The sequence below is a fragment of the Streptomyces sp. NPDC048197 genome (assembly GCF_043202395.1).
In the GTDB taxonomy this organism is placed as follows: Bacteria; Actinomycetota; Actinomycetes; order Streptomycetales; family Streptomycetaceae; genus Streptomyces; species Streptomyces siderophoricus.
The window spans coordinates 40,627-52,574 of the sequence record NZ_JBIDAJ010000047.1 but is presented as its reverse complement, the minus strand read 5'-3'; the positions used below and the strand labels follow the sequence as shown (position 1 = coordinate 52,574).

Genomic DNA, 11,948 nt, shown 5'->3' with positions numbered 1-11,948 from the left:
GTGTGGACGTAAAGCGTCAGCAGTCCACACAACCGGCCCCGGAGGCCCGTCACCGCACCCACCACAAACCCAGCCCGCCGCAGGCGCAACGGCGAACAACAACCGCGCCGCCGCAGACAACTACGTACGCGGCGCCGCAAAGCGCAACCGCGAACAACCCCCACGGCGGGACAGCCAAGTACGTGGGACGCGCCGCAAAGCGCACCGGCGAGGCGACCCGCGGCGCCGCAGACGGGTACGTGGGAAGTCACCCAAGCGCATGCGACACCGTATAGATCGCCAGCCCCGCCAGCGCTCCCACCACCGTGCCGTTGATGCGGATGAACTGGAGGTCGCGGCCGATGTGGGCCTCGATCTTGCGGGAGGTGTGGGTGGCGTCCCAGCCGGCCACCGTGTCGGTGATCAGGGACGTGATCTCGCGCTGGTAGGTCGTCACGATGTAGACCGCCGCGCCCTCCAGCCAGTTGTCCACCTTGTTCTGCAGCCGCTCCTCGTCGGACAGCCGGCGGCCCAGGGACAGCAGGGCGGCCCGTACGCGGAGGCGGAGTTCGCTGCGTTCGTCCTCCGCGGCGGCGACGATCATCGCGCGGACCGCGCCCCAGGCGGAGGCGATCAGGTCCTGGACCTCGCCGCGGCCGAGGACCTCGGACTTCAGGTGCTCGACCCGGGTCCTGGTGTCCGGGTCGGTCTGCAGGTCGTCCGCGAAGTCCGCCAGGAAGCGGTCGATGGCGCCGCGCGCGGGGTGCTCGGGCATGTCCCGCATCTCGGTGACGAAGCGCAGCAGTTCCTTGTAGACCCGGTCGCCCACCTTGCGGTCGACGAACCGGGGCGTCCATCCGGGGGCGCCGCCGGAGACCGCCGCCATGACGGAGTCGCCGTGCTCGACCAGCCAGTCGTGGGCGCGGGCGACGACCAGGTCCACCACCCGCCGGTGGCCGCCCTCGGCGACGACCTTCTCCAGCATGGTGCCGAGGCCGGGCGCGATCTCCTGGGCGTCCGCGCGGCGGGTGATCGCCTCGCCGACCACCGCCTGCACGTCGGAGTCGCGCAGTACGGTCAGCGCGCCGCGCAGGGCGGTGGAGAGTTCGGCGGTGACCCGGTCCGCGTTGCGGGGCTCGGCGAGCCAGCCGCCGAGGCGGCGGCCGATGCCCACGGACCGCAGCCGGCGGCGGACGACCTCGGCGGAGAGGAAGTTCTCACCGACGAAATCCCCCAGGCTCTGTCCGAGTTGGTCCTTTTTCGTGGGGATGATGGCGGTGTGCGGGATCGGTAGTCCCATGGGTCGTTTGAACAGTGCGGTGACCGCGAACCAGTCGGCCAGCGCACCGACCATGCCGGCCTCCGCGGCCGCGGCGACGAACCCGGTCCAGCCGCCCGCCCCCGCGCGCCCGGCCCACGTCGCCAGGGCGTAGACCAGCGCGACGGCCAGCAGCAGACCGGTGGCCAGCGTTTTCATCCGGCGTACGGCGTGCCGCCGCTCCTCGTCGGCGGCACCGTAGACGAAGCCGCCGGCCGGCGCCACCGGGCCGCGCGGCGTCGCGTCCGGCGCCGGGGACGCGTCCCCCGCCGACGCCCTGTCCGTTCTCGTGCGTTCCATCCGCTCCACCGCTCCCACCGTGCCCCCACCACTCCCACGGCCTATGCTGCGCCGCGGGTCCGGCCACCGGTCCGGCCGTATGTCCCACTGTGACCTACTCCTGGAGCCAACCACGAGTTCCCGGCGACCGCCGGGGCCGGCACCGTACGGGGTGCCGGGCGGCTCCCAGGAGGTCCGTGGGATCATGGGGGACCGACCGGACGCCAACGGTGCCGCTGCCCACCCGCTGCCCTTGCCCGCCCGGAGCCTGGAGCTCCGCTTTCCCCAGGAGACCCCTCCCGCATGAAGAAAAGTGTGGGTTACGCCCTGCTCGCCGCCCTGGCGGCAGTGGTGGTGCTGATCTCGGTCGCGATATTCGCCGGCTTCGGCGGCGAGGACGGCGGTCCGGGCAGCTCCCCGCACAAGCCGCGCGATCCCGCCGCACCGGCGGTCTCCGGGCAGTGGGTCGGCACCTGGTCGGCGGCCGCGGCGGCGGCCGAGCCCGGCACCCTGGACGGCTACGCGGGGATGTCGATACGCAACGTGGTGCACACCAGTGTCGGCGGCTCCGGCGTCCGCATCCAGCTCTCCAACCTCTACGGCACCCGGCCGCTGGTGGTCAGCCACGCCTCGGTGGCCCTGGCCGCGGCCCCCAGCGACCCCACCGCCGCGGACGGCACGATGCGCCGGCTGTCCTTCGGGGGCAAGCCCGCGGTGACCATCCCGGCGGGCGGCGCGGTCACCAGCGACCCGACCCGGCTGAAGGTCCCCGGCGACACGGACCTCCTGGTCACCACGTACTCCCCCTCCCCGTCCGGCCCGGCCACCTACCACCCGTACGCCCGGCAGACCTCCTACCTGGCGCGCGGCGACCGCGCCGAGGACGGCACCGGCGCCGCCTACACCGAGCAGAGCCCCTACTGGCGCTATCTGACCGGGGTGGACGTGTGGAGCACCGAGGCGCAGGGCTCGGTGGTCGCCATCGGCGACTCGATCACCGACGGCATCACCTCCACGGCCGGCGCCAACCACCGCTGGACGGACTTCCTGGCCGCCCGGCTGCGCAACGAGCCCGGTGCGCCCCGCTACGGCGTCCTCAACCAGGGCATCAGCGGCAACCGCCTGCTGGTCAACGGCAGTCGCTTCTCGCCCAACAACGGTCCCAGCGTGCTGTCCCGCCTCGACCGCGACGCGCTCTCCCGCACCGGTGTGAAGGCGGTGATCGTCGAGATCGGCCTGAACGACCTGTTCAAGTCCCCGCGCCAGCTCGACCCGCAGAAGATCGTCGCGGGCATGCGGCAGATCGTGCAGGAGGCGCACGCCCGCGGCCTGCGCGTCACCGGCTCCACCCTTACGCCGTTCGGCGGACACCGCGGTTACTCCGCCCAGCTGAACTCGGTCCGCGAACGGGTCAACCGCATCATCCGCTCCGGCACCGTCTACGACGAGGTCGTCGACTTCGACAAGGCCCTCCGCGACCCGGCCGCCCCGGTCCGCCTGCGCCCGGTCTACGACTCCGGCGACCACCTCCATCCGAGCGACGAGGGCTACCGCGCGATGGCCCACACGGTCGACCTCGACCTCCTCCGTCAGTCCGCCCCGGCGTCGCTCTGACCCCGCCCCACCACCGCGGCCCCGTTCGGCCGCCCGGGTGGTCACCTCCCCACCGGGTACCCCTCCCGCCGCGTTCCGCCCTCCTCGGCCCGCCCCGCTCCTGATATGCGAGGGCCATGGACGAATCGAAGCGCCGCAGCGACCGCACGACCGGGGAGCGGTCCACGTCCCGGCTCCACGACGTGCGGTGGGTCGCGACGGCGCTGGCGGTCCTCGTCGCGGCGGTCGGCACGCTGCTGTCGGTCCCGCTGCTCGTCCTGACGTCCGGCGGGCAGTCCGGCAATCCCGTGGTGGTGCCCGTGACCGGCACTCCGCCGGCAACCTTCTCCCCCGCGCCCACGCCTTCGTCGCCTCGTGCGCCGGAGTCGCCCTCGCCCTCGACACCTGGTGCGACGGAAGCGCCCTCGTCCACTCCGACCGGCGGGAAGCAAGCAACTCCTCCTGACTCCGGCAGGCCGGAGTCGCCGTCCGGACCCGCCCCGACCAAGACCCCCACGCGGCCCTCAGCCGGCACTCAGGTGACCATCGATCGGCTCTCCATCGCGCTGTCGCTCCCGCCGTCGCCGGGCGGGTCCTCGTTGCTCACGGCCCTGGGCACGGTGATGACCCCGGCCGTCGCGCTGATCACCTTCCTCCTCGGCCGGCGCCGGGGCGCGGCCGAGGCCGGGCAGCCGGACGACGACCAGGGGCCGGAGCGGCCTGAGGGGCCGGAGCGGCCGGGCGGGCCCTGAACGCGCCCGCCGTTCAGCCGAGTTCCTTGCGGCGGGCGCGTTCCTCGGTCTTCAGGCGGCGGCGTTCCTCCTTCAGGCGGCGCTTTTCGGAGGGGGGCAGTTTGCGTTCGACGCCGACGCCGCCCATCAGTGCCAGGCCCCGCACGATCACCCGGGGTGCGCCGGGGTCGCCGGGGACGCCGTCCTCGGGGGAGTCGAAGCCGCCCATGATGCCCAGTCCCCGTACGTCGACCTCGACACCCGGGGGGACGATGACCTGCACGCCGCCCATGAAGGCCCAGCAGTCGATCACGACCTCCGACGCGGCGAAGTCGGCCTCGCGCAGGTCGATCTCCCCGCCGCCCATGCAGCAGACCGCGGTGAAGCGGCGGCCGATGGTCCAGCGGCCCTTGCGCTGGAAGCCGCCCATGACCGCCAGGCCCGCCGTCGAGCCGCGGGCGTCGCCGACGATCCGGCCGGACCAGGAGCCCACCGCGGCGGGCTCCTTGTGCAGCGACACGGGAGCCGCCGCTGCGGGGGCGGGTGCCGTCGCGGCCGGCAGGTCGGCGGTGAGCGGCGCCAACTCCCCGTAGGTACGGGCCAGATAGGCCGCTTCCAGCCGTTCGTCGAACTCCGCCATCTCCAGCCGCCCCTCCGCGAGGGCGTCCCGCAGGATCTCGGCGACCCGGTCGCGGTCGGCGTCGGAGGCACGCAACTCGGCGGCGGAGGCCCGCGGCGCCGGGAGGTCGTCAGTCATACGGACAGCGTATGGGGCAACGGCGGGCGGCGGGCCGGTCCGTAGGCCTCCGGTCCCGCCTTCCTCTACGCCGGGGCGCCCTGGCCGTCCGGGGTGCGGCCGGGCTCCGCGCGGGTCGCGCCGCGGGCGTACAGCTCGGCGATCAGCGACTCGACGTCCGGCTCGCGCAGCGACAGGTCCACCAGCGGGTAGCGTTCGGCGACCGCGGTGACCAGCGGCGCGGCGCTCTGTGCCGCCGGGAACACCAGCCACTGCCGGGGGCCCTCCACCCGGACCGTACGGGCCCCGGGAACGCCCTCGATGGGCGGCAGTTCGCGTTCCAGGTCGACCACGAGGGTGCGTTCGCCGTCGGCCGCCGCGCGCAGCCCGTCCAGTGCGCCGTCGTAGACCAGCCGGCCGTGGTCGATGACCATCACCCGGCGGCACAGCTGCTCGATGTCGGTCAGGTCGTGGGTGGTGAGCAGGACCGTGGTGCCCCGCTCGGCGTTCACCTCGCGGACGAACTCCCGCACCTTGGCCTTGCTGACGACGTCGAGCCCGATGGTGGGCTCGTCGAGGTAGAGCACCTCCGGGTCGTGCAGCAGGGCCGCCGCGATGTCGCCGCGCATCCGCTGCCCGAGGGAGAGCTGCCGCACGGGTACGGCCAGCAGCGGGGCCAGGTCGAGCAGTTCGACGCAGCGCTCCAGGTTGGCGCGGTAGACGGCGTCGGGGATCCGGTACATCCGGCGCACCAGCTCGTAGGAGTCGGCGAGCGGCAGGTCCCACCACAGGGTGGTGCGCTGGCCGAAGACCACGCCGATCCGGCGGGCGAGCCGGGTCCGCTCGCGGGCGGGGTCGATCCCGGCGATCCGCAGCCGGCCGCCGCTGGGCACCAGGATGCCGGTCAGCATCTTGATGGTGGTGGACTTGCCCGCACCGTTCGGGCCGATGTAGCCGACCATCTCGCCGCGCGGCACCTGGAAGGTGATGCCGTCGACGGCCCGCACCTCCTCGCGTACCCGGCGCAGCCGGCCCGCCTTGCGTCGTACCGAGAAGACCTTCTCGATGCCGCGGACGTCGATCAGCGGCTCCGGGCCGGTGCTGTCAAAGTCCGTCATCCGGGGTTTCCTTTCAGGGTGTCGGGCGTCGTACGGATGTGTGCTGACGGTCAGTCAACTTCCGGTGCTGCGGTAGCCGCGCAGGCCGTACCGCCAGGCCAGCGCCGCGCCGGCGCACATCAGCGCGGCCACGGCGGGGCCGAGGAAGTCCACCCAGCCGGGCAGGCCGAGCGGGTCGGGGCGGCCCAGCAGGCGCAGTGCGGGCAGCCAGTTGACGAAGGCCAGCGGGACGACGAAGGTGACGCCGCGCACCAGGTCCTTGGCGAACACCGTCGGCGGGTACTGCAGCAGGGCGTTGCCGCCGTAGGTGAAGGAGTTCTGCACCTCGGCCGCGTCCTGCGCCCAGAACTGGAAGGCGGCGCCGGCGGTGAAGACCGCCCCGAAGATGGCCGTACCGCAGACGGCCATCAGCACCACCAGCAGCAGCCGCCCCACCGTCCAGTCCACCTCCAGCCGGGTCACCGACCAGCCGAGCACCAGCAGCGCCTGGGAGATCCGGCCCAGCCGGCGCAGCGCGAACCGGTCGGCGGCGACCTGGGCGAACACCGGGGCGGGGCGCAGCAGCAGGACGTCGAGGGTGCCGTCGCGGACCCGCCGGCCCAGCCGGTCCATGCTGCCCAGCAGCAGGTCGGCGAGGCCCAGCGACAGCCCGGACGTGCCGTAGAGGAAGGCCACTTCGGGCAGTGTGAAGCCGCCGAGCGCGTCTACTTGCGAGAACATCAGCAGGATCGCGACGAAGTCCAGTGCGCAGGCGGCGAAGTTGCCGACCGCCATCATCACGAACGAGGCCCGGTAGGCGAGGGTCGAACGCACCCACATCCGCACGATCAGCCCGTACGCGTACAGCCCCTGGGCCGCGGACGTCCGCCACCTCTCCCGGGCCGCGGGCCGCCTGTCGTGGTCAGCCACCGTGCACCACCACCCTGCGGGTCGCCGCGGACTGCACCAGCCGGCCCAGCGCCAGCAGCGCCGCGCCCCACGCCGCCTGGAACACCAGCCCGTGCAGCAGCGCGCCGCCGGTGCGCACGCCGATCAGCACATCGGCCGGAACCTGCAGGATCGCCGCCCACGGCAGCAGTTGGACCATCTCCCCGAAACCGCCGGGGAAGACCCGCAGCGGCAGCAGCATCCCGGAGAAGAACAGGCAGGCCAGCCCGCTGATCAGGGACAGTCCCGAGCCGTCCAGCAGCCAGAACGACGCCAGCGCCACCAGATAGCGCAGCCCGAAGGAGACCACGATCCCCAGCAGCACCGACAGCAGGAACCAGCCCCAGGTCAGCGCGTCCCCGGGCAGCGCCAGCGGGAAGACCAGCGCGCCCACCGCCATCGGCACCACCCCGCGGCCGATCAGCTGCATCCCGGCCCGGCCCAGGTCCGCGGCCAGCCACCACAGCTGCAGGTCCGCCGGCCGGTACAGGTCCACCGCGACGTCGCCGGTGCGGATCCGCTCCTGCAGCTCCTCCAGTCCGCCGCCGCCCATCAGTGCCGCCGCCGCCAGCAGCGCCTGCGCGACCCACACGAAGGTCAGCGCCTGCCCCTGGCCGTAGCCGCCCAGATGCGGCCGCTCGGCCCACAGGGCGACGAAGGTGTACGCCACGATGAAGCCGAAGACGGTGTTGGTGAACACCCCGGCCGCCGTCGCGACCCGATAGGTGGCGTACCGCCGGAAGCTGCCGGCCGCCACCGCCACGCACCACACGCTCGCTCACCCGGCCCGTCTCGTCACCCGTTCGGATTCCACTTCCGTCCGGATCCCGTTCCGCTCCGGACGGCAAAGCACCGGAGCCTAAGTCGTGGGCCCGGCGGGCACCATCGAATTACCACCCGTCCGGGTGAGCCATGGGCGCCATTCGGCCGGTCCGGTGGCAGGACCGGGTGCGTGCCACCCCCGCCGAACGGGACACATGATGCGAAAGTTTCCCCACGGGCAACAGGTGCTTTTCCGGCGTACGGTGCACATCCCCCGACACGAGACCGTTCCGCCGCGGTACAACCCTCGGCGGAGGCCGAGGAGTCCATACCGACATGAGCGGACATCGCACAGTCTGGCGGCGGGCGCTGCCCAGCTGGCGCACGGTGCTCGGCACCGTGCTGGGCTTCTCGCTGCTCGTCATCGGCGCACTGATCGCCGGCTACCTGCTCGTCGACATCCCGCCCGCCAACAGCGCCGCCAAGGCCCAGAGCAACGTCTACCTCTACTCCGACGGCTCCGAACTGGCCCGCGACGGTGACGTCAACCGGCAGAACGTGACGCTCGGCCAGGTGCCCAGGTCCGTCCAGCAGGCCGTGCTCGCCGCCGAGGACCGCGACTTCTACTCCGAATCCGCCGTCGACCCGGCCGCCATGCTGCGGGCCGCCTGGAACACCCTCACCGGCAAGGGCAAACAGTCCGGCTCCACCATCACCCAGCAGTACGTCAAGAACTACTACCTGGGCCAGGAACAGACCGTCACCCGCAAGGCCAAGGAGTTCTTCATCGCCGTCAAGCTGGACCGCCGGGTCAGCAAGGACAACATCCTCGAGGGCTACCTCAACTCCAGCTACTACGGCCGCAACGCCTACGGCATCCAGGCCGCGGCCCGGGCCTACTACGGCATCGACTCGGTGGACCTGACGACCGCCCAGGGCGCCTACCTCGCGGCGCTCCTCAACGCCCCCAGCGTCTACGACGTCACCGCCCACCCCGCCAACACCCCGCGCGCCCTGGCCCGCTGGAACTACGTCCTGGACGGCATGGTCAAGCAGAAGTGGCTCAGCCCCGGCGCACGCGCCGCGATGCGCTTCCCGGTGCCCCGGCCCGCCCGCACCTCGCCCGGACTGACCGGCCAGCGCGGCTACCTCGTCGAAGCGGTCAAGGACTACCTCACCGACCACCACATCCTCGACGAGGACACCCTGCGCGCCGGCGGCTACCGCATCACCACCACCCTCAACCGACGCCGCCAGAACGCCTTCGTGCACGCGGTCGACACCCGCCTGATGGACCGGCTCGACGACTCCCGCACCACCGACGGCTACGTCCGCGCCGGCGGCGCCTCCATCGACGTCCGCACCGGCCGGGTCGTCGCCCTCTACGGCGGCATCGACTACGCCAAGCAGTACGTCAACAGCGCCACCCGCCGCGACTACCAGGTCGGCTCCACCTTCAAGCCGCTCGTCTTCGCCTCCGCCGTGCAGCACCACGCCACCACCCAGGACGGCGACCCCATCACCCCGAACACCGTCTACGACGGCGACAACAAGCGGATGACCGTCGACCACGGCCACGCCACCGGATTCGCGCCCGCCAACGAGGACGACCGCTCCTACGGGCCGATCACCGTCTCCGAGGCCACCGACAAGTCCGTCAACGCCGTCTACGCCCAGATGGGCATCGACGTCGGCCCGGACAAGGTCAAGGACACCGCCGTCGACCTGGGCATCCCCGCCGACGCGCCCGGCCTCGCCGCCTCCCGCGGCGCGATCGCCCTGGGCACCGCCACCCCCAGCATCCTGGACATGACCCAGGCGTACACCACCCTCGCCCGGCACGGCGAACGCCGCCCCTACACCCTCATCAGCAAGATCACCAAGGGCGACGAGGAGATCGACCTGCCCGACCGCGAGACGACCACGGCGATCCCGCGCGAGGCCGCCGACACCACCACCGCCATCCTGCGCAGCGTGGTCGACGGCGGCACCGGCACCGCCGCCCAGGCCGCCGGCCGGCCCGCCGCCGGCAAGACCGGCACCGCCGAGCAGGACAAGGCGGCCTGGTTCGCCGGCTACACCCCCGAGCTCGCCACCGTCGTCGCCGTCCTCGGCCAGCACCCGGAGACCGCCGCCCAGGAGCCGCTGTACGGCGCCGCGGGCCTGGACCGGGTCAACGGCGGCGACTTCCCCGCCCAGATCTGGGCCGACTACACCGCGGCCGCCCTGCGCGGCCGCCCGGTCCGCGACTTCGACCTCCAGCTCGCGGACGGCGCCGAACCCTCGCCGTCGGTGGAACCGTCCGACAGCGAATCGCCGTCCCCCAGCGACTCCGCCCCGCCCTCCGACGAGCCGTCCGCCTCCCCGACGCGGCCCGCCCCGACCACCGCCCCGCCGACCCCGCCGACCACCGGGCCGCCCTCCCCCACCTTCCCGACCCCGACCCCGCCGACGACCGAGCCCCCACCGGACTTCCCCACCGGGGGCCCGGACGGCGACGCGCTGGGCCGGCGGCTGCGCGCCCGCTGGGGCATGTGACGCACGCCGGGAACCGATCGCGGGTCAGTGGCCGGACGTCGCCTTCAGACCGACCACGGCCACCAGCAGCAGACAGACGAAGAAGATCCGGGCTGCCGTGGCGGGCTCACCGAGCACCACCATCCCGACCACCGCGGCACCGGCCGCCCCGATACCGACCCACACGCCGTAGGCGGTACCGATCGGCAGGGTCCGGGCCGCGTACGACAGCAACAGCATGCTGACGACGATGCCCCCGCCGGTGAACACGCTCGGCCACAGCCGGCTGAACCCCTCGGTGAACTTCATCCCGATCGACCAGCCGACCTCCAGCAGACCGGCGACCACGAGCAGGACCCACGCCATGACGGCACCTCCGTGAACCTCAGCTTCAACAGGGGTGCGTCGTCTTGTCCTGACCCGGTACGGCGCGTCTCGTCGGGTCTTTCGAGGCTAGCAAAACGGGCAGGTCCGGACAGCGGAACGGGCGGTGACCCCGGTCACCGCCCGCATCCCGTCCGTCCTGCGCACCCGCCACCGGCGGGCGGCTACAGATACAGCCCCGTCGCGTCCTCCGCGCCCTCCAGCCGCTCCGCGGCCACCGCGTGCAGATCCCGTTCGCGCATCAGCACGTACGCCACCCCGCGCACCTCGACCTCGGCCCGGTCCTCCGGGTCGTACAGCACCCGGTCGCCCACCTCGACGGTCCGCACGTTCTGCCCCACGGCGACGACCTCGGCCCAGGCCAGGCGCCGGCCGACCGCCGCGGTCGCGGGAATGACGATGCCCCCGGACGAGCGGCGCTCGCCCTCGGGGATGTCCGTCCGGACCAGCACACGGTCGTGCAGCATCCGGATCGGCAGCTTGTCGTGGGTGTCCTTGGTGTTATTCGGGCTCACGCCATGACCGTACCTGGCCCGGCGCCCCGATCACGCACCGCAGCCCGCATCGGCCCGGCCGCCGACGCCCCGCGCCGCCGCTCGGTCGCCGCCCGGCCCGGCCGCTCGGTCGCGCCGCTCAGTCGCGCCGCCTGGCCCGCAGCGTCAGCAGCCCCACCACGGCCACGCCGACCAACGCCACCGGAACGATCCGCTCCAGCCGCGGCACCCCGTCCTCCGACACCAGCTGCCCCCGCACGTCCGCGAGCGCACGGTGGGTGACCACATACGCCCGGCCCGCCGTACGGTCCACCGCCGACATCGCCTTCGCCTTCGCCTCACCCATGATCGTCTTCGGGTGCAGCCGCACACCGATCTCGTCGAGCGTGACGGCGAGCTCCTGCCGCCTGCGGACGATGTCCGCCTCGATCTGCGCCGGGGTCCTGGCCTCCGCCACCGCGCTGCCTCCGTCGTCTCGCGCCATTCGATGATGGACAGTCTGTCAGCTCACACCCGCGCGCGCCCCACAGCACCCCCGTTTCGCGCGCCCGGCACGCCCCACGCACCCCGGCTGTCGGTCCCGGTGGCTAATGTCGAAGGCGTACCGATCCCGCTGACACCGCCGTACGAGGAGAACCATGAGCGAGCGACTGCAGCCCGGCGACACCGCCCCCGCCTTCACCCTGCCCGACGCGGACGGCCAGCAGGTCTCGCTCGCCGACCACAAGGGCCGCAAGGTCATCGTCTACTTCTACCCCGCCGCCCTCACCCCCGGCTGCACCAAGCAGGCCTGCGACTTCACCGACAACCTCGACCTCCTCACCGGCCACGGCTACGACGTCATCGGCATCTCCCCCGACAAGCCGGAAAAGCTCGCCAAGTTCCGCGAGAAGGAAGACCTCAAGGTCACCCTCCTCGGCGACCCCGACAAAACCGTCCTGGAGAACTACGGCGCCTTCGGCGAGAAGAAGCTCTACGGCAAGACCGTCACCGGCGTCATCCGCTCCACCGTCATCGTCGACGAGGACGGCAAGGTCGAACGCGCCCTCTACAACGTCAAGGCCACCGGCCACGTCGCCAAGATCATCAAGGACCTCGGGCTGTAACCCC

12 protein-coding genes and 1 riboswitch are annotated in these 11,948 nt (G+C 72.7%); of the genes, 4 read left to right on the top strand and 8 right to left on the bottom strand.

Annotated elements, in window-relative coordinates; genetic code table 11:
* Positions 1-247: 247 nt before the first annotated feature.
* Complete coding sequence (locus ACGF4C_RS35830; protein WP_393572295.1) at positions 248-1,597, bottom strand: DUF445 domain-containing protein; 1,350 nt, start codon at positions 1,595-1,597, stop codon at positions 248-250.
* A gap of 282 nt (positions 1,598-1,879) precedes the next feature.
* Between ACGF4C_RS35830 and ACGF4C_RS35825 the strand changes: the two genes are divergently transcribed.
* Both ACGF4C_RS35825 and ACGF4C_RS35820 read left to right on the top strand, forming a co-directional pair.
* Positions 1,880-3,190: an SGNH/GDSL hydrolase family protein gene (locus ACGF4C_RS35825; RefSeq protein ID WP_393572293.1), complete on the top strand. Its 1,311-nt coding sequence runs from the start codon at positions 1,880-1,882 to the stop codon at positions 3,188-3,190.
* Positions 3,191-3,306: 116 nt separating this feature from the next.
* Positions 3,307-3,921, top strand: a complete 615-nt coding sequence (locus tag ACGF4C_RS35820; RefSeq protein ID WP_393572291.1) for a hypothetical protein — start codon at positions 3,307-3,309, stop codon at positions 3,919-3,921.
* A gap of 13 nt (positions 3,922-3,934) precedes the next feature.
* Here the strand turns inward: ACGF4C_RS35820 and ACGF4C_RS35815 are convergent, their stop codons facing one another.
* The 4 genes from ACGF4C_RS35815 to ACGF4C_RS35800 all read right to left on the bottom strand — a co-directional run bounded on the left by ACGF4C_RS35815 (position 3,935) and on the right by ACGF4C_RS35800 (position 7,453).
* Positions 3,935-4,657: a DUF1707 domain-containing protein gene (locus ACGF4C_RS35815; RefSeq protein WP_393572289.1), complete on the bottom strand. Its 723-nt coding sequence runs from the start codon at positions 4,655-4,657 to the stop codon at positions 3,935-3,937.
* A 65-nt stretch (positions 4,658-4,722) separates the two neighbouring features.
* Positions 4,723-5,754: an ATP-binding cassette domain-containing protein gene (locus ACGF4C_RS35810; protein ID WP_362142328.1), complete on the bottom strand. Its 1,032-nt coding sequence runs from the start codon at positions 5,752-5,754 to the stop codon at positions 4,723-4,725.
* A gap of 54 nt (positions 5,755-5,808) precedes the next feature.
* Positions 5,809-6,573 (bottom strand): ABC transporter permease, encoded by a 765-nt coding sequence (locus ACGF4C_RS35805; protein ID WP_393572297.1) that lies wholly within the window; start codon positions 6,571-6,573, stop codon positions 5,809-5,811.
* A gap of 82 nt (positions 6,574-6,655) precedes the next feature.
* Complete coding sequence (locus tag ACGF4C_RS35800) at positions 6,656-7,453, bottom strand: ABC transporter permease (protein WP_393572287.1); 798 nt, start codon at positions 7,451-7,453, stop codon at positions 6,656-6,658.
* Positions 7,454-7,779: 326 nt separating this feature from the next.
* Between ACGF4C_RS35800 and ACGF4C_RS35795 the strand changes: the two genes are divergently transcribed.
* The gene (locus ACGF4C_RS35795; protein ID WP_393572285.1) at positions 7,780-9,981 is read left to right on the top strand and encodes a transglycosylase domain-containing protein; all 2,202 of its coding nucleotides are present in this window, start codon (positions 7,780-7,782) and stop codon (positions 9,979-9,981) included.
* 24 nt (positions 9,982-10,005) lie between these two features.
* Here the strand turns inward: ACGF4C_RS35795 and ACGF4C_RS35790 are convergent, their stop codons facing one another.
* From ACGF4C_RS35790 to ACGF4C_RS35780, 3 genes are all read right to left on the bottom strand, one after another.
* Positions 10,006-10,326, bottom strand: coding sequence for a DMT family transporter (locus ACGF4C_RS35790; RefSeq protein ID WP_393572283.1), 321 nt, complete (start codon positions 10,324-10,326; stop codon positions 10,006-10,008).
* 33 nt (positions 10,327-10,359) lie between these two features.
* A riboswitch (guanidine-III (ykkC-III) riboswitch) is annotated at positions 10,360-10,427 on the bottom strand.
* A gap of 81 nt (positions 10,428-10,508) precedes the next feature.
* A complete protein-coding gene (locus tag ACGF4C_RS35785; protein ID WP_048828920.1) occupies positions 10,509-10,811 on the bottom strand; it encodes a co-chaperone GroES in 303 nt (100 codons plus the stop codon).
* 166 nt (positions 10,812-10,977) lie between these two features.
* A complete protein-coding gene (locus ACGF4C_RS35780) occupies positions 10,978-11,295 on the bottom strand; it encodes a DUF3618 domain-containing protein (protein WP_030414494.1) in 318 nt (105 codons plus the stop codon).
* Positions 11,296-11,476: 181 nt separating this feature from the next.
* On the opposite strand from ACGF4C_RS35780, the gene bcp reads away from it, so the two are divergent.
* Positions 11,477-11,944 (top strand): thioredoxin-dependent thiol peroxidase, encoded by a 468-nt coding sequence (gene bcp / locus ACGF4C_RS35775; protein ID WP_393572281.1) that lies wholly within the window; start codon positions 11,477-11,479, stop codon positions 11,942-11,944.
* Positions 11,945-11,948: the final 4 nt, after the last annotated feature.